Origin of the sequence: Streptomyces griseoruber, assembly GCF_001514205.1 — a bacterium.
Lineage (GTDB): Bacteria > Actinomycetota > Actinomycetes > Streptomycetales > Streptomycetaceae > Streptomyces > Streptomyces griseoruber.
In genome coordinates this window covers 241,505-258,750 of record NZ_KQ948768.1, presented here as the reverse complement: position 1 = coordinate 258,750, position 17,246 = coordinate 241,505, and the positions used below count along the sequence as shown (strand labels likewise).

Below are 17,246 nucleotides of genomic sequence, written 5' to 3'. Positions count from 1 at the left end.
GGAGGGGCGGCTCAGCCGGCGATGGTCCGTTCCGAGCTCCAGTAGGGACGGCGCATCGCGCGTTTGTCGAGCTTGCCCATCGCGTTGCGCGGGAGCTCGGGAACGAACTCGTACGACTTCGGGCACTTGTAGGCGGCGAGGCGCTCGCGGCAGAACCGGTCCAGCTCCTCGGTCGGCGGCTCGTCCCCCGCCACCACGACCAGCGCCCGCAGCGACTCGCCGAAGTCCGGGTCGGGCACGCCGATCACCGCGACCTCGGTGACCGCCGGGTGCTGCCGCAGGGCCGCCTCGCTCTCGGCCGGGTACAGGTTCACGCCGCCGGAGACCACGACGTCCGCGGCCCGGTCGGTGATGAAGATGTAGCCGTGCGCGTCGACGTAGCCGATGTCGCCGAGCGTGAAGACGCCGGGGGAGAGATAGGCGGCCTTGGTCTTGTCCGGGTCCGCGTGGTAGCGCACGCCCTGGTCGTCGGGCGCCCGGAAGGCCAGCAACCCGCGTTCACCGGGCGCCAGTCGACGACCGTCGTCGTCGGTGACCAGGACCTCGAACGGGGGCCGGACCCGTCCGACCGAACCCGGGTGCGCCAGCCACTCGGCGCTGCTGATGCGGGCCACGGTTCCCGCTTCGCTGGCTCCGTACGACTCGGTCAGCACCGGACCGAACCAGTCGATCATGGCTCGCTTCACGTCCGGCGGACACGCGGAGCCGGTGTGGGAGACCTGCCGCAGGCTGGAGACGTCGTAGCGGGCGCGGACCTCTTCCGGAAGGGCGAGCAGCCGTTGGAAGTGGGTGGGCACCATCACCGTCGAGGAGACCCGCCACCTCTGCACCCGGCTGAGGAACGTCTCCGCGTCGTACCTGCCGAGCACGACCACCGGCTGACCGGCGGCCAGATGCCGCAGCGAGGTCAGCGGCGCGTTGTGCTGCAGGGGACCGCACACCAGGTGCGCTCCGGGCGGGAATCCGGACCGGGCGGAGATCGCGGCGAGGTAGGCGGCGCTGTCGGCGGCCGGGCCGCTCACCCAGCGCACCTCGGTGCCGCGCGCCCGTCCGGTGGTTCCCGAGGTGTAGACGAGCGGAGGCCGGGCGGGCCGGTCCGTCGGGAGGGTGCGTCGGGAGGGCGCGGCGGCCAGCCACAGGTCCCAGCCGAAGGCGTGCCCGGCCGCCGGGGTTCCGTGTGTCACGACCGGCAGGCCCAGCTCCCGGGCCGCGTCAAGGGCGGCACCCGCGCCGACGGGTCCGGCGATGATCCCGGTCACGCCCGCGTCGATGATCTGGTCGACGAGCTCGCCCGAGGTGAGGTTCCGGGACGTGGCCACGGTCCCCACTCCGGCTCGCAGGCCTGCCAGATGGGCCACCAGTGTCGGGATCGCGTTGTCGCCGAGCACGGCGATCCGGTCGTCGGGGCCGGGCGCGAACTCCAGCAGCCGGGCCGCCGCCCGCGCCACCTGGTCGGCGAGGCCGGACCAGGACAGCATGCCCAGGTCGTCCGCCAGGGCGGGCTCGTCGGGTGTCTCCTGGGCGCGACGGTCGAGTGGCAGCAGCGACATGGCTCCTCCGGCGGCTCCTCGGGCCTCTCCCGATGTCGAGGGGAGAGGGGATGCCGAGACTGTAGCGTTTATCAAGAAAGTGCGGAACACTCTGGTTCCAGACGGAGGCATTCCCACATGGTTGAGCGGTGAGAGACGCACACGTGCCCATCCCCGTTACTGAACCTGTCATCTGGTAAGTGCTCGAGGAGGAGCCATGGCCCAGCCCGCCCCCGACCCCGACGCATGGCGCACCCAGGTCCGGCAGTGGCTGGCCACCGTGCTCGAACCGGCGCGGGCGCCGCAGTCCGCCGGAGAGACCGCCGACCTCGCCGTGTTCCACAACCTCCCCCCGGACGAGGAGCGCCTGCTGCTGGAGCGCTGCCGCGCCTACCAGCGGGCCCGCTTCGACGCCGGCTACCAGGCGCTGACCCTCCCCGCGGACAAGGGCGGCGCGGGCCTGACCGCCGCCCACGTGGCCGTCTTCGCCGAGGAGGAGTCCGCGTTCGAGGTGCCGCCGTCCACCGAACTGATCAGCGTCACCGTGCGCCTGGTCGCGATGGCCGTCTCCCTGTTCGGGACGCCGGAGCAACGCCACGACCACGCCCGCGCGTTCCTCCGCACCGACCTGCTGGCCTGCCAGCTCTTCAGCGAACCCGGCGCCGGCTCCGACCTCGCGGCCCTGCGCACCCGCGCCCGGCAGGACGGCGACGAGTGGGTGATCGACGGCCAGAAGGTGTGGACCTCGGGCGCCCAGTTCGCCGACTACGGTCTGCTGCTCGCCCGCACCGACCCCGACGTCGTCAAACAGGCCGGCATCACCGCCTTCCTGGTCCCGATGGACGCCCCCGGAGTGGAGGTGCGCCCCATCCGTCAGATGAGCGGCGGCGCCTCCTTCAACGAGGTCTTCCTCAGCGGCGTACGCGTCCCGGACCGGCTCCGGATCGGGCGGCCGGGCCAGGGCTGGGAGGTCGCCACCACCACCCTCGCCTTCGAACGGACCGCCTCCGGCAGCGGCAACCGCCGCAAGGGCGGCACCTTCCCGGACGTGCTCGCGCTGGCCCGCTCCCTCGGCCGCACCTCGGACCCACTGGTCCGCCAGCGCCTCGCCGACCTGTACGTACGTGCCGCGCTGCGCGCGGCCACCGTCGACCGCGTCGCCAGGACGAGCGCCTCCGGTGGCCGGCCGGGTCCCGAGGCGTCGTTGACCAAACTCATGGCCTCCGAACTGCTCACCCGCACGGGACAGGTCGCCGCCGAGCTGATGGGAGCGCGCATCAGCGCCGACACCGGGGAACCGGACACCTTCGCCTGGACACAGCATGTCCTCGGCGCCCCCGGCTACCGGCTGGCCGGAGGCACCGACCAGATCCAGCGCAACCTGATCGGCGAGCGGGTGCTGAAGCTGCCGCCGGAACCCCGGGCGGACCGGGCGCCGTTCTCGCAGCTTCCCGGCAACTGAGCGACCGGGACCGTTTCGACCATCACAAAGGAGCGACCTCGATGGATCTGGGACTGACAGGCGCCAAGGCGCTGGTGACCGGTGCGAGCCGGGGCATCGGCCGGGCGATCGCCGCGACTCTGGCGGCCGAGGGCTGCGCCCTGGCCCTGTGTGCCCGGGGTGAGGAAGCGCTGGCCAAGGCAGCCGCCGAGCTGCGGGCCGAGGGCGCCACGGTGTTCGCGGAAGCGGTCGACGTCACCGACCCGGCGGCCCTCGCGGGCTTCGTGGAGCGGGCGGCCGGTGAACTCGGCGGCCTGGACCTGCTGGTGTCCAACGTGTCGGCGGGCAATGTGAAGGGCCCCGGGTCGTGGGAGGCCAGCCTGCGAGGCGACCTGATCCCGTTCGCGGGACTCGTCGAGGCGGCCCTTCCGCACCTGGAGGCCTCCGACCGGGCCGCCGTCGTGGCCATCGGCACCACCAACGCCTCCGACACCGCGCGCCCGGCCGGAGCGAACTCGTACTCCGCGCTCAAGGCGGCCGTGGTGCAGCACGCCTCCGCTCTCGCGCACGCCCTCGCGCCGAAGGGCATCCGCGTCAACACCGTCTCGCCCGGCCCGATCGACTTCCCCGGCGGGGCCTGGGAGACCATCCGCACCAGTCGGCCGGAGGTCTACGAGGAGGTGCTCGCCAGGCTGCCGATCGGCCGCTACGGCACTGCGGAGGACGTGGCCGCGGCGGTGGCGTTCCTGCTCGGACGGACCGGCTCCTTCTGCGTCGGGGTCAATCTCGTGGTGGACGGCGGGCTGCTCACCCGCGTCCAGTACTGAGCCGTGGCGGGCCCGGCCGGTCGCCTGGACGCCGTGCTGGTCTGTGGCGGCCGGTGGCACGACTTCGACCACGCGCGGCTCCGGCTGCTGGAGCTGCTCGGTGAGCATCCGAGGGTGCGCACCACGGTGTACCAGGACTACGACTGCGTGGCCGCCCTCGACAGGGCCGACCTGCTGGTCACCTACACCTGCGACGTCCGGCCCCGCCCGGTACAGCGGGCCGCCCTGGCACGGTTCGTCGCGCGGGGCGGGCGCTGGCTCGCCCTGCACGGCACCAACTCGGTGATCGAGCCGTCGACGAGTGGCGGGCCTCGGGTGTTCACCACTCCACGGCTCCTCGGGGAACTGGCGCAGGTGCTCGGCAGCCAGTTCCTGGCCCACCCGCCGATCCAGCCGTACGAGGTGCGGGTGACCCGGCCCGACCATCCGCTGGTCGCCGGGATCGGCCCGTTCACGGTCACCGACGAGCTGTACGTGTGTGAGCTGCACGGAGAGCTGGAGGTGCTGCTGCACGCCGAGTACACGGGACCGTGCCGCGGTTTCGCCGAGGGCGGCACGGCGGCCCTCGACGACGCGCCCCGACCGGTGCTGTATCTCAGGCGGCACGGTCTCGGCGAGGTCTGCTACTTCACCCTCGGCCACTGCCGGGGCCGCTACGACGTGCAGGACCTCGGCGTGGACGACACCGGGCGCGTGGACCGCGGGCCCTGGGAGACAGCGGAGTTCCTGACCGTGCTCCGGCGCTGCGTGGAGCGCGCGGTGGGTGGACGAATCCCGGCAGGGGAGCGGGCCGGCGCCTGAGCGGGGCGGGCGCCGGCCCGGTGTGCATCGCGGCTCAGGCGTGCGGCAGTACCACCGCGCGGCCGTTGATGTCACCGGCGTGCAGACGCTCGTACGCCTTGGGCGCCTGCTCCAGCGTGAATGTCTCCACGTGGGCGGACACGGCGCCCTGCCGCGCGAGTTCGAGGACCTCCATCAGCTCCGTCCGGCTGCCCCAGTAGGGGAAGGAGGCCGACACCTCGAACGGCAGGCCGCTCCCGAAGCCGACGGCCAGCGTGCCCCCGCCGAGGCCGACGACGGTGACATCGCCCGCCACCGCCACCGACGCGGCGGCCACGGCCAGGGTCGCCTCGGCTCCGACGAAGTCCAGGACGACCTGCGCTCCCGTACCGCCGGTGAGTTCCCGGATCCGAGCGGCCGCCTCGCCGTCGGAGAACAGCGTCTCGTGCGCGCCGACCTTGCCCGCCAGCTCCAGCTTCTCCTTGCTCATGTCGACGGCGACCACCCGGGCCGGGGTCAGCACGCGCAGCAACTGCACGGCGAGATGCCCCAGCCCGCCGACGCCGATCACCACCGCCGTGCTGCCGGGCAGCAGCTTCGGCAGCGACCTGCGGATCGCGTGATGCGGAGTCAGCCCGGCGTCCGTGAGGGGCGCCGCCTGCACAGGGTCGACTCCGTTCAGCGGAACCAGGTGGCGGGGCGAGTCCACCAGCACGTACTCCGCCAGGGCACCGGGCCAACCGAGCCCGGGCGGCAGGATGCCGAGGCCGGCGGCGTACGGACAGCAGTTCTCCTTGCCCTCGGCGCACTGGGGGCAGCGCCCGCAGCCCCACGGGCCGTACACCGCGACCGCCTCGCCCTCCGTCACGGCGGTGACGCCGGCGCCCACCGCCGCCACCGACCCCACACCCTCGTGACCGAGTGTCATCGGCAGCGCATAGGGGAACTGCTCCCCGGGCCAGCCCATCACCGCCAGATCGGAGTGGCAGAGCCCCGCCGCCGTCACCTTCAACAGCACCTGACCCGGGCCGGGTTCGGGCACCGGGACCTCCACGACCTCGGGCGCGTGTCCCACCCGCCGGTACTGAAGAGCCTTCATCGTCAGATCTCCTTGTCCGTGGCCGGAGCCGGTCGGGTCCCGGTCCGGCGACGCAGCGCGGCGGGCAGGGCGATCCGGCCACCCGTGAGGACCAGCGCCACGATGAGGACCGAGCCGGTGAACAGACTCGCGGCCCACTGCGCGCTGGTGGCGAGCCCGAGTCCCGTGATGCCCGTGCCGAGCAGGAGGACCGCGAGGACCGTTCCCCAGGCGTTGAAGCGGCCCGCGCGCAACTGGGTCGCCCCGACGAACGCGGCGGCGTACGCCGACAGCAGGTACGGGGTGCCCGCGGTCGGAGATCCGGATCCGACCGAGGACGCGAAGACGACGCCGGCGAAACCGGAGAGCAGGGCGGAGGCCACCAGGGTCAGAAAGCGCAGCCGGTCGGTGCGCACCCCCTGGAGCCGGGCCGCGTCGGCGTTGAAGCCGGTCGCGTACAACCGGCGCCCGGTGGCGGTGTGTTCCAGCAGGAACCAGATGGCAAGGGCGGCGAGCAGCAGGTACAGCACCGGCAAAGTGATGCCGCCCACGTCCAGTTGCGCGATGCTCGCGAACGGCTCGGCGAGCAACTGCACACCGGTGATCGAGCTGTCGTTGGTGACCATGGTGATCAGGGACTGGATCAGCGCGCCGGTGGCCAGGGTGGCGATGAACGAGTCGACGCGCAGGACCACCACCACGATGCCGTTGACGACTCCGATCAGCAGCGCGGCGGTCATCGCCAGAGCGATCGCCGCGCCGGGCCCAAGGCCGGCGGAGACCAGGAAACGGGCGGTCAGCACACTGGTGAGCGACATGGTGTAGGCGACCGAGAGGTCGAAGACCCGTGCGGCCAGCGGCGGTACGACACTGAGCGCCACCAGGCCGGCCACGGCGTTGCCGTTCAGTACCTGCCTGACCGTGACGGTGGTCGGGAACGTGTCCGGCGCCCACACGGAGAAGAGCGCGATGATGACCAGCCACACGTACACGGCGCCGATGTTCCGGAACGACAGGGCCGCCGCCGCCCGTCGGACCGGTGTCCCCACGGACACCGCGGATCTCTCCGGGGCGGACGGCGGGAGACCCGCCGCCCGGGTCGGGGTGGATGTCATGTCACTCCGTTCCTTCCATGGCGTGCACGAGCGCGGACTCGGTGATGTCCCGGCCGCTGATCTCCCGTGCGATCCGGCCGTCCCGCACCACCAGGACGCGGGTGCACAGCGCGAGCAGGTCCTGCGTGTCCGAGGAGGACACGATGACGCCCATCCCCTCGTCCGCCTGCCGCTCTATCAGGTCGTACAGCTGCAAGCGGGTGGCGATGTCCACGCCCGCCGTGGGTTCGCACAGCGTCAGCACCGGAGGGCGCTGGGCCAGACAGCGGGCCATGACGACCTTCTGCTGGTTGCCGCCGCTCAGCGTGGTGATCCGGGCGCCGGCCGGATGGCGCCCGGCCGTACGCACGCCGACCCGGCGGATCCAGTCCTCCGCCAGGGCGGACTCGCGGCGTCCGCGCAGCCGGCCGGAACGGGCACGCAGCCGGTCCAGCAGCGGCAGGGTGAGGTTCTCACCGACCGAGAAGTCACCGATCACCCCCTCGCCCGCCCGGTCCGCCGGAACGAGGGGGAGTCCCAGGCCGTCGGCGTCGCGCGCCTCGGTCCACCGTTCGGAGCGTTCCGGCAGCCGCAGCCTGCCGCTCACCCGCCCCTTGTGGGCCCCGCACACCGCGTACGGCACGATCTCGTGGCCGGACCCGGCTAGACCGGTGATGCCCAGGCGCTCGCCCCTGGCCAGGTCGAAGCCGACTCCCCGCAGTGGCCCGGTCCACAGGTCGCGGACCTCCAGCACGGGACCGTCGGGGCCGCGAGGAGGCGTGGGACGGTGGCCGGTCTCCCTCTCCTCGCCCGCCATCAGCTCCGCCAGCGACCGCGGAGTGAGCTCGGCGACCGGGCACGTGGCGATCCGGCGCCCACCGCGGATCACGGTGACCCGGTCGGCGAGCGCGAAGATCTCGTCCATGCGGTGCGAGACGTACAGCACGGCGGCACCGGTGTCGCGGATCTCCCGCACGATGCCGAACAGGCGGGCCACTTCGCCGGGCGGCAGCACGGCGGTGGGCTCGTCGAGCACCAGGACCCCGCGGCGGCCCTCCCAGCCCTGCAGCGCGGCGGCGATGGCCACCACCGTGCGCTGGACGGGGGTCGCCGTGGCCAGGGGCCGGCGTACGTCGATGCCGAGGCCGAACCGTTCGACGAGGGCGCTTGTCCTCCGCTCCATCTCCGGCCAGCGGATGTTGCCGAAGGCGGTACGGGCGAAGCCGCGACTGAGGGCGAGGTTGTCGATGGCGCTCAGCTCGCCCACCAGCCCCAGCTCCTGGTGGACGAAGCGGAGCCGGTCGTGACGGGAGGCCGTGACCTGGCCGAGGTCGAAGGGTTCGCCGTCGAGTTCGGCCACCGCACCCGGCTCCGCGTGGTGGTAGCCGGCGAGGATCTTGATGAGGGTGGATTTTCCGGAGCCGTTGGGCCCGATCAGGGCGTGGATCTCGCCGGGCGCCACCTCGAGATCGACGTCCTTCAGGGCCTGGGTGCCGCCGAATCTCTTCGACAGGGCGGCCACCCGCAGCGCCGGCCCGGTCAACTCAGTCCCCACAGCGCCTTGAACTGCTTCTGGTAGTCCTCGACGATCGGGAAGTCGCCGTCGGCGGAGGGCAGGTTGTCCTTGGTGACGAGCATGTTGGGCAACGCTGCCTTCTGGTCCACGGCCATGGACTGACCGGTGAAGTGCCTGGCCAGCGCGTCGACCTGGAGCCAGGCCGTCTCGTGGGAGTTCAGCGCCATCGCGCCGTCGGTGAGACCGCTCTGGATGTACTGGTAGTTCTGCGCGTCACCGACGTTGACGACGATGTGCCTGCCGGTGATGCCGGCGGTCTTCAGCGCGGCCGGCACGCCCACGTTGAGCAGGCCCAGGGAGAAGACGACATGGGTCACCTTCGGGTGGGACCGGAGATACGACACCACCCGGTCCGGCATGTCCTTGCCCACCGCGGTGATCGGCACGTCGACGTTGTCCAGCGAACAACCGGCGCACCATTTCTTGTAGTTGGCCGCGAAGGAGTCCTTGACGGGCTTGAGGATCGTGTACGCCGGCAGATCGAAGTACACGGTGTTCGCCTGGGCGCGGCTGTTCGACACCACCCAGGAGGCGAGCATCCGGCCCTGCACGCCGACGTCGTTGGGCCCGTTCTTGAGCAGGGAGACGCCGTCGCCCACCACGTCGTCGGCGTTCGACTGGATGACGGGGATGCCGGCCGCCTTCAGCTGTGCCAGCTGCTTCGTGTAGACGGCACGCGGGAATCCGGAGGCGACGACGGCGTCCGGTGTGTCGCGTACGGCCTGCTCATAGGCGGCCTGGACGGACTCCGGAGTCCCCTGGGTGGCGATCTGCTTCACCTTCCAGCCGAGTTCCCCCGCGGCGACGGTGAAGAAGTCGGCGAGGTCCTTGCAGGACTGGACTCCGCACAGGATGAAGTCGATCTTCTTGCCCTGGGGGATCTGCTTGCCGACAGGCTCGGTGACGGAGATCGCGGCCGGGCGCTCCGCGTACTTCTCCAGGGCCGCGCGGGCCGCCGCCAGGCCGGGGGAGCCGGGCGCCGCCGCCTGCGAGGGGCCGGTGGCCGCAGTGGTGCCGGTGCCGCACGCGGTGAGGGTGAGCAGGGCAGTGACAGGGACGATCGAGGTGAGGGCGCGGCGGACCGCGCGACCGGGTCTGGAACTCATCGTTGAGTACTCCCGTGGTGTGGCGCCTGGGCTGCCGCGACCCGCGTCGCTTCCGCGTCCGCGGCGGTCGGCTCCGGTCAGGCGGAACGATTCCGTGTCGCCCCGGGGCGGGACGGCACGCAAGAGGCGCTGGGGGGTGAGGGCTGCGTCGATCGCCGGCGTGGGGTACGGCGCGGGCCGCCGGGCGGAAGACCCCGGGGCGCTGGAGCCGGGACGGGCAGAGACCGTTCCGGGACAGAGAAACTTATGAGGTACTACAGTCTCGAGTGGGTCGGAGTGTGACATGCCGCGGCGGGCTTGGGGAGAGGGTCGCCGCAAGAAATTCCAAGCTCGCAGGTGAAATCCGTGATGACCGCGGTAGATGCGGGTTGGTTCACCGTCGCGAGTGTTGCTCCCGTCTGTAACCGGTAACTACACTCACTCTAAAGTTTCTGCCCGGAGGAGAGATGATGGACGAAACGTCGGAGCTGGGCACGGCGCGGTGCCCCGGGCCCAGCGTCCAGGACTACCTCGACCAGGACAGCCGCCCCGTTCCCCCCGCCCTGAGGTACGAGCGAAACGACTACCTCGGCAGCGAGGACATAGACACCGCCCGCTTCACGTCCCGCGCATGGGCCGAGCGCGAGATGCGGCAGGTGTGGCGGCGCGTCTGGCAGTTCGCCTGTCTGGAGAGCGAGATTCCCGAGGTCGGCGATCATGAGGTCTACGAGATCGGCGACGACTCGCTCATCGTCGTGCGCACGGCCCCCGACGAGATCCGGGCCTTCGTCAACGTGTGCCTGCACCGCGGACGCAAACTGCGCACCGGTGGCGGCAACGTCAGCGAGTTCCGCTGCCCGTTCCACGGCTTCGCCTGGAACCTCGACGGCACGATGCAGACCCCGCCGTGCGCCTGGGACTTCCCGCACGTCACCCCGGAGAAGTTCGCCCTCCCCGAGGCCCAGGTGGCCACCTGGCGCGGCTTCGTCTTCATCAACATGGACCCGTACGCCGAGTCCTTCGAGTCCTATCGCGGCACCTTCGACGACTACTACATCTGGCCGCTGGAGAACCGCTACAAGTCGCTGCACATCGCCAAGGTGCTGCCCTGCAACTGGAAGATCGCCCAGGACGCGTTCATCGAGTCCTTCCATGTGATCGCCACCCACCCGCAGATGCTGCCGTGGCTCGCCGACGCCAACTCGCAGTACGACGTCATGGCGGACCAGCCGAACTGGAACCGGATGATCAACATCCAGGGCGCGCCCAGCCCGCACGTGGCGGACTCCGTCACCGAGCAGGACGTCCTGGAGACCTTCTACGACTCGCGTGCGTTCTACGCCGCGGCCCAGGGCCGTGACCTGGTGATGCAGGAGGGCGACGAACTGCCGGCGGTCCCACCCGGCGGCACCGCCCGCCAGGTCCTCGCCGAGCGGATGCGCGAGCAACTGGCGGCCACCTCGCAGCAGGACTTCTCGGGGACCCCGGACACCGAACTGCTCGACGCGATCAACTACCTGCTGTTCCCCAATTTCAACCCCTGGGGCGGCGCCAAGTCGAACATCATCTACCGGTTCCGGCCCCACGGCCTCGATCCCGACTCCTGTACCGCCGAGATCATCTTCATGTCGTCCCCCAAGCAGCCCGGGGAGATGCCGCCCCCGGCAAGGATCCGCTGGGTGCCGGAGGACATGCTCTTCGCCGACATCCCCGAACTCGGCGTGCTCGGCCCCGTCTTCGACCAGGACTGCGAGAACCTGCCCTACGTCCAGCAGGGCCTGAAGGCGATGCGCAAGCCGGGAATCACCCTGGCCAACTACCAGGAGAGCCGGATCCGTCACTTCAACCAGACCCTCGACCAGTGGATGAACCCGTGACCCACCGGGTGGCGGTCAGACCCTCCGGGGTCGAGCTCGAAGTCCTCGACGACGAGGATCTGTTCACCGCCGCCCAGCGCCTCGGCTACCGCTGGCCCACCGTCTGCGGCGGCAAGGGCACCTGCCGTACCTGCTTCGTCCAGGTGGAGGAGGGCGCCGAGAACTGTTCCCCCGTGGGCCCGCTGGAGCGCGAGGGCATCGAGGCCCTGCGCAGGCCGGTGGACGGCCTGACCCGGCTCGCCTGCCGGCTCAGGGTCGAGGGCCCGGTGACCGTGACCAAGCGCGGCGTGCGCCGCCGAGTGCAGGAGTGAGGCCCCACATGTCCAAGCAAGCGATCCACCCACTGACCGGGCATGTGTACCGGCTCACCGAGGACGGGCTCGTCGAGGTGACCGACCCCAGGACCGGGGCACAGGGCGTCTTCGACTTCCAGGCCCGGTGGCAGTCCGGTGAACTGCGCCACGCGGACCTCCAGATGGCCGGCTGGGTCGGCCGCCTCGCACAGCGGCGCACGGCGCCCCAGCCGGAGGGGTGACTCCGTGGCCCCTCGCACCACCCGGGTGGTCTGCCTGGCACGCCGATCCGAGAAGGAGCCTGCGCTCGGTGACTTCGTCGTCGAGGAACGCCCCCTGCCCCCTCTCGGCGCGGGGCAGGTCCTCGTACGCAATCTCTACATGAGTGTCGACCCGTCCATGCGCGGGCGGCTGGAGACGACCGAGAAGCACTACACGCACAACTTCGCGCCCGGATCACCACTCGACGGGCGGGCCCTCGGCGTCGTGGAGGAGAGCCGCTGTCCCGCCGTGCCGCCCGGTGCCTTCGTACGTCACCAGCTGGGCTGGCGGGAGCGGGCCGTGCTGGACGGGGCGGACACCGACGGGGCGGATCGCATCGACCCGCGACTCGCCCCGCTGCCCACCTGGTTGGGGCTGCTCGGCCAGACCGGGTTCACCGCGTACGTGGGCCTGACCCGGATCGCGGCGCTGCGCCCCCGCGACACCGTCTTCGTGTCCGCGGCGGCAGGGGCCGTCGGCACCGCCGCCGGCCAGTTCGCGCGCATGCTGGGCGCGGACCGGGTGATCGGCACCGCCGGGGGGCCGGACAAGTGCGCCCTGCTGGTCGAGGAGTTCGGCTACGACGCCGCCGCGGACTACCGCGCCGAGCCGGTGCGCGACGCGCTGGCCCGGCTGGCGCCCGACGGCATCGACGTGTACTTCGACAACGTCGGCGGTGAGCAGCTCAGCGCGGCCCTGCACGCGCTGCGGACCGGCGGCCGGGTCGCCCTGTGCGGCATGATGTCGCAGTTCGGCGACGACCGACGGACCGTGGACATCAACCACTTGATCCAGGCGGTCCTCAAGCGGCTGACCTTGTGCGGTTTCATCGTCCGTGACCACGACGACCTGCGGCCGGAGTTCGAGCGGCGGGTCGCGGGCTGGCTCGCGGAGGGCCGGATCACCGCGCGCGAGACGGTCGTGGACGGCCTGGAGAACGCCGCGGGGGCTCTGCTGTCCCTGCTCCGCGGCGGCAACGTGGGCAAGATGCTGGTGCGGCTGGGAGAATCAGCGCATGGCTCGTGACGAGGCCACGGTGTGGGCCTGCAAGGAGACCCCGACTCGCGTCAGCCCGGCCACGGCCGCGCGGAAGTCCTTGATGTGCCCGGTGGCGAAGTGCTCGTCGAGGGCCTGCTGGGAGGCCCACCGCTCGTACACACGGATCCGCTGGTCGTCGCCCGGGTCCGCGGTCATCGCGTAGTCCAGGCAGCCCGGCTCCTCGGCACGGGTCCGGTGTCCCAGTACGACCAGATGTTCCAGCATCCTGTCGCGATCGCCGGGCTCGTAGTCCATCCAGCCCGCGACGATGACTTCCTCTGTCATGGCGTGTACCTTTCCCGCTCATGGCCGCGGGCCCGCCGCCCCGTCAGGGGGAGCGGCGGGCCCACGCGCTTCTCAGACGCCCAGCGTGGCCGGCACGCTGTCCACGGTGACCGTGCCCTGGTCGCCGTCGACCGTGATCACCATGCCGTCCCGCAGCCGTCGCGTCCCGCCCTCGACGGAGATCACGGCCGGGATGCCCAGCTCACGGCAGACCACCACGGCGTGGCTGTTGAGCGCGCCCACGTCCACGACGGCCGCTCCGGCGACCAGGAACAGCGGGGTCCAGGCCGCGTCCGTGATCGGCGCGACCAGCACCTCTCCGGGCTCCAGCGCCTCGCACGAAGCCGGGTCGGTGACCACGCGCACCCTGCCGGTGTACGTCCCCTGGCTGCCGCCCACACCTGCGAGCACATCACCCTCGACGGCCGCCGGGGTCCGCTCCTCGGCGCGTCGCGGCCAGGTGTCGATCTCGGTCTGCGTGTCGTCGGCGACGAAGAACGGCGGCTCCAGGTCGTGCAGGCCCGCGTACTCCTCGAGTCGCCGCGCGATGACGGGGCCGAAGGACTCCGGGGCGGCGACATAGTCGTCCAGTTCGGTGTCCAGCAACATCATCACGTCCTCGGGCCGGGCGAACAGCCCCGCCTCCACGCCGCGGCGACCGAGCTCCCGTACGGCCATACGGATCTCGTTGACGACGGTGACGCAGTTCGCCTTGGTGCGCTCACGGGCCGGGATCCACACCTGGGAGGCGTGCAGCCCGGCGTCGAACAGGGGCTGCGTCTCCTCGGGCAGCGCGGCCCGGATCTCCCGCGCCGTCCGCTCCCGCCCCTCGGTCAGCCGCTTGCGGCGGGCGGCCGGGGAGTCGTCGTCGGGACTGTGCCGGATCCGGTCGACCAGGGCCAGCGCCTGTACGGGCGCCGCCTCCCAGGACAGCGCGTGGATGTCCCACTCGTTGGGGCCGCGGTCGCCGGACTCCGCCAGGAACTCCTCGAAGGAGTCACGGAACGCCTTCACGTCCCCGGTGGCCCCGTCGAGTTCCTGCTCCACGGCGGCCGGACCCCGGTCGAACAGCGCGCTCAGCTCGGCCGAGGCCGCCACCTGGCGGGACAGGGTCCACAGCCCGGTCGAGGGGGAGGCGGAGTCGACGTCGCCGAGACCGCCGATCAGGTCGAGCATGGCGCCGGGGCGGTCCACGCTCGCGCACAGCGGGCCGAGGATCGCCGGTCCGACGGACGCGGGCAGCGACGACTCGACGTGCCGCTGGAAGGTCGTCTCCACCTCGTCCAGCAACGACCGTGCGTGCGCCACCAGTTCGGCGTCGGACAGCCGCGTCAGGTCGGGGCGCGAGCGGCGCAGGGCGCGCAGCCGTTCCCGGTCGGCGTCGGCCTCCGGGAAGCCGGACTGGCCGAGCATCCGCTGAAGCGTCGCGCCCGCCTTGCCGGCCAGTTCCTCGTCCTGGTCGTCCGGGTGCGCCAGGTACACCGGCGTGTCGGAGCGCTGACCGACGAAGGCCGCGTCGATCTGGTCCGCCGTCTGGCCCATACGGATGCCGAACAGCCGCATGTGGGACAGGTTGAGATAGAAGTGGCCGCCGAACATGCCGACGAACGGCGGCCGGGGGCCGGTCACCTCCTCCTCGCGGTAGATGCCGAACCCGACGAAGCCGTGCCGCCAGCCCACGAGGCCCCGCCCCCAGACCAGGGTCCAGCCCAGCGGGCTGGCGGGGTCCGGCAGGGTCTCGCCCGCGTTGGCCCGGGTGTAGTGCGGCAGCCGCTCACTGCGCTGCCAGTCCGTGATCCAGCTCTTCATGACCGAGATCTCCCGCTGTCCGTACCCGTGCCTGCCCCTGCCCGTCCGCCGCCTACCACTGTGCCGTTCCGCCGTCGACGCTGATCAGCGCGCCGGTGATACCCGCGCCGGCCTCGCTTGCGAGCAGCGAGGCGACGGCCGCGATCTGCTCCACCGTGGTGATCTTCTTCGTGGCGGCGTGCTCGGCGAAACGGCTCAGCCATTCCTCGTAGCTGATGCCCTCGGCCTCGGCGGCGGCCGGCCCGGCGGCACGCATCAGGTCGGTGTCGACCGCGCCGGGACAGATGGCGTTGCAGGTGACGCCCTGGGTGCCGTACTCGAAGGCGGTCGCCTTGGTGAGCCCGTGGATGGCGTGCTTGTTGGTGATGTAGTGGCTGATCCCCGGCTTGTTGGCCTGCTTCCCCTCGACGGAGGAGATGTTGATGATGCGGCCCCACCCGCCTTCGAGCATCTTCGGCAGTGCCCTGCGTGTGCCGTAGAAGTAGCCGTTGATATTCAGCTTGAGCGCGTCGTGCCACGCCTCGTCGCTGAGCTGGTGGATCGGGGCGAAGCCGGAGCTGCCGCCCACGTTGTTGACCCAGATGTCGAGCCTGCCGAAGCGCTCGGCGGCGAAGTCGGCGAGGCCCTCGATGTCTTCCTGGCGGTTCGCGTCGCAGGGGTGGAAGACGGCCCGGTCCCCGGCGCCCATCTCCTCCAGGGCCTGCTTGCCCTTGATCTCGGAACGGCCGCTGATGACGACCGTCGCGCCGTCGGCCAGGAAGGCCTCGGCGATGGCCCGCCCGATGCTGCGCGTGCTGCCCGTGATCACCGCGACACGTCCGTCGAGGCTGCCCGTAGCCACCATGGTGTTCTCCCGCGAGTGTTGTTGGTTGCTCACCTGGCGGCTCTGGGGGCTGCTGTGGCGCCTGTGTCCAGGTGTTGGTGAATGGTGCGGTGGAAGTGCTGGAGTCCGGGCTCGTTGCGTCCGAAGACGACATCGGTCCCTTCGAGGGCCTTCAGACCCTGCTGGACCCCGTAGGTGGTCGCGTAGTCCTCGTCGCGGACCACCTCGTGGAACCACGCGCCGAACCGGTCGGCGGCCTGTCGCTCCTCCTCGGTGACCGCCGGTTCCCGCAGCAGGATGATCTGCTGGGTCACCGACTCGGTGACCGTCCGGGGGAGCACCAGCGAGACGGCGATCCTCTGGCGCCAGCCGCCGGCGATCGCGAGGCCCGGGAAGAGCCAGTAGATGGGCCCGACGCAGTCACCGGGGTCACGCTGGTCCGGCGGCAGCTCGACCGCCTGCGCGATGGGGCGCAGGGCCGGTGCGATGCGCTGGTGGGGGCCCCAGGTGTCGTGGGCCATCATGTTGGAGAGGTTCGTCTCGAAGACCGTCTTCGGGTGCAGCGAGGCGAAGTGGTACGTCTCCAGATATCCGTCGAGGGTGACCTTCCAGTTGGGACTGGTCAGCTCGCTGGTGGCGTAGTGATGGCACTCCGCCAGCCGGAGCCCCTCGAGGAGCGGCTGCAGATCACCCAGCCAGGCGTCCAGGTCCGGCTCGGCCGCCGGATCCAGCGAGACGAAGACGATCCCCGCCCGCTCCCCGGCCGGGAGCCCGACCAGACTGCGGCCCTCGCGCGGAACCTCACCGAAGGTCTTCTCGGCGTACACGCCCCGCAACTCGCCGGCCAGGTCGTACGACCACGAGTGGTACGGGCAGGTGAGCCGCCTCGACACTCCGCAGCCGGGTTCGAGGAGCTTGGCCCCCCGGTGCCGGCAGGCGTTGATCATCGCGTGCACGGCGCCCTGGCGGTCCCGGGTGATCAGCACGGGGATGCCGAGCACGTCGATCGCCTTGTAGGTGTTCGGACCGGGCAGCTCGCAGGACATGGCGAGCGGCAGCGGGACGCTCCGGTGGACGGCCCCGGTCTCGCGTTGCCAGCGGTCGGCGTCGAGGTAGTTGGCGACGGGTTCCGTCCACTGGCCGTCCGCCTCGTGCGTCGTGTTGCCGCGATAGTGCGTCATCACGCGCTCGACGAGTTCGGCGGCCTCCTGGCGCATCCTCAGGGATGCGGTGTCGGTGGACCGGTCCTGGCTGATCCATGAGGAGTATTCGGGAGCCGAGGGGGCCGGGGTCGGCGCCCCGCGTGCGGCGGCTGTCTCCCGAGTCTCCGGCGAACTGGTCTGGACCACGATGTCCTCACAATCCTCCCAGCCGTGAGCCGGTGACGGGCTTCGGAGTTGCTTCGGAGTGCGACGGCTGGGCTGTGTCCGAAACGACAACAGGACTTAGT

At 71.3% G+C, this 17,246-nt stretch carries 16 protein-coding genes; 7 read left to right on the top strand and 9 right to left on the bottom strand.

Features of this window, described 5'->3' with window-relative positions:
* Positions 1 to 11: 11 nt before the first annotated feature.
* Complete coding sequence (locus AQJ64_RS18085) at positions 12 to 1,550, bottom strand: AMP-binding protein (protein ID WP_055635707.1); 1,539 nt, start codon at positions 1,548 to 1,550, stop codon at positions 12 to 14.
* 196 nt (positions 1,551 to 1,746) lie between these two features.
* On the opposite strand from AQJ64_RS18085, the gene AQJ64_RS18080 reads away from it, so the two are divergent.
* From AQJ64_RS18080 to AQJ64_RS18070, 3 genes are read left to right on the top strand one after another with little or no spacing between them, the layout of a single operon-like run.
* On the top strand, positions 1,747 to 2,991 hold the full coding sequence (locus tag AQJ64_RS18080) for an acyl-CoA dehydrogenase family protein (protein WP_055635708.1): 1,245 nt from the start codon (positions 1,747 to 1,749) through the stop codon (positions 2,989 to 2,991).
* Positions 2,992 to 3,032: 41 nt separating this feature from the next.
* Complete coding sequence (locus AQJ64_RS18075; protein ID WP_055635709.1) at positions 3,033 to 3,797, top strand: SDR family NAD(P)-dependent oxidoreductase; 765 nt, start codon at positions 3,033 to 3,035, stop codon at positions 3,795 to 3,797.
* A gap of 3 nt (positions 3,798 to 3,800) precedes the next feature.
* A complete protein-coding gene (locus AQJ64_RS18070) occupies positions 3,801 to 4,598 on the top strand; it encodes a ThuA domain-containing protein (RefSeq protein WP_055635710.1) in 798 nt (265 codons plus the stop codon).
* Between the two features lie 34 nt (positions 4,599 to 4,632).
* Here the strand turns inward: AQJ64_RS18070 and AQJ64_RS18065 are convergent, their stop codons facing one another.
* The 4 genes from AQJ64_RS18065 to AQJ64_RS18050 are packed head-to-tail and all read right to left on the bottom strand — an operon-like array spanning position 4,633 to position 9,431.
* Positions 4,633 to 5,676, bottom strand: a complete 1,044-nt coding sequence (locus AQJ64_RS18065) for an NAD(P)-dependent alcohol dehydrogenase (RefSeq protein ID WP_055635711.1) — start codon at positions 5,674 to 5,676, stop codon at positions 4,633 to 4,635.
* Positions 5,677 to 5,678: 2 nt separating this feature from the next.
* Positions 5,679 to 6,770 (bottom strand): ABC transporter permease, encoded by a 1,092-nt coding sequence (locus tag AQJ64_RS18060; RefSeq protein ID WP_055635712.1) that lies wholly within the window; start codon positions 6,768 to 6,770, stop codon positions 5,679 to 5,681.
* A 1-nt stretch (position 6,771) separates the two neighbouring features.
* A complete protein-coding gene (locus AQJ64_RS18055) occupies positions 6,772 to 8,304 on the bottom strand; it encodes a sugar ABC transporter ATP-binding protein (RefSeq protein WP_063788773.1) in 1,533 nt (510 codons plus the stop codon).
* Positions 8,289 to 9,431, bottom strand: coding sequence for a sugar ABC transporter substrate-binding protein (locus AQJ64_RS18050; protein ID WP_055635714.1), 1,143 nt, complete (start codon positions 9,429 to 9,431; stop codon positions 8,289 to 8,291). Before AQJ64_RS18050 ends, AQJ64_RS18055 begins: the two co-directional genes overlap by 16 nt.
* Positions 9,432 to 9,877: 446 nt before the next feature.
* Here AQJ64_RS18050 and AQJ64_RS18045 point away from each other — a divergent pair, with 446 nt between their 5' ends.
* The 4 genes from AQJ64_RS18045 to AQJ64_RS18030 are packed head-to-tail and all read left to right on the top strand — an operon-like array spanning position 9,878 to position 12,867.
* A complete protein-coding gene (locus tag AQJ64_RS18045) occupies positions 9,878 to 11,287 on the top strand; it encodes an aromatic ring-hydroxylating oxygenase subunit alpha (RefSeq protein WP_055635715.1) in 1,410 nt (469 codons plus the stop codon).
* Complete coding sequence (locus AQJ64_RS18040; protein ID WP_240512732.1) at positions 11,272 to 11,598, top strand: 2Fe-2S iron-sulfur cluster-binding protein; 327 nt, start codon at positions 11,272 to 11,274, stop codon at positions 11,596 to 11,598. Before AQJ64_RS18045 ends, AQJ64_RS18040 begins: the two co-directional genes overlap by 16 nt.
* Positions 11,599 to 11,606: 8 nt before the next feature.
* Positions 11,607 to 11,822 (top strand): hypothetical protein, encoded by a 216-nt coding sequence (locus AQJ64_RS18035; RefSeq protein WP_055635717.1) that lies wholly within the window; start codon positions 11,607 to 11,609, stop codon positions 11,820 to 11,822.
* Between the two features lie 4 nt (positions 11,823 to 11,826).
* Positions 11,827 to 12,867, top strand: a complete 1,041-nt coding sequence (locus AQJ64_RS18030) for an NADP-dependent oxidoreductase (RefSeq protein ID WP_055635718.1) — start codon at positions 11,827 to 11,829, stop codon at positions 12,865 to 12,867.
* On the opposite strand, the gene AQJ64_RS18025 is transcribed toward AQJ64_RS18030, so the two are convergent.
* The 4 genes from AQJ64_RS18025 to AQJ64_RS18010 form a co-directional block, all read right to left on the bottom strand.
* Positions 12,850 to 13,164, bottom strand: a complete 315-nt coding sequence (locus AQJ64_RS18025; protein ID WP_055635719.1) for a putative quinol monooxygenase — start codon at positions 13,162 to 13,164, stop codon at positions 12,850 to 12,852. The two genes, AQJ64_RS18030 and AQJ64_RS18025, sit on opposite strands and share 18 nt — an antisense overlap.
* Before the next feature lie 72 nt (positions 13,165 to 13,236).
* Complete coding sequence (locus AQJ64_RS18020) at positions 13,237 to 14,973, bottom strand: PEP-utilizing enzyme (protein ID WP_055635720.1); 1,737 nt, start codon at positions 14,971 to 14,973, stop codon at positions 13,237 to 13,239.
* A 52-nt stretch (positions 14,974 to 15,025) separates the two neighbouring features.
* Positions 15,026 to 15,850, bottom strand: coding sequence for an SDR family NAD(P)-dependent oxidoreductase (locus tag AQJ64_RS18015; protein WP_240512733.1), 825 nt, complete (start codon positions 15,848 to 15,850; stop codon positions 15,026 to 15,028).
* Entirely contained in the window at positions 15,847 to 17,145 is a 1,299-nt protein-coding gene (locus AQJ64_RS18010; RefSeq protein WP_055635722.1) for an aromatic ring-hydroxylating oxygenase subunit alpha, read from the bottom strand. Before AQJ64_RS18010 ends, AQJ64_RS18015 begins: the two co-directional genes overlap by 4 nt.
* Positions 17,146 to 17,246 lie beyond the last annotated feature (101 nt).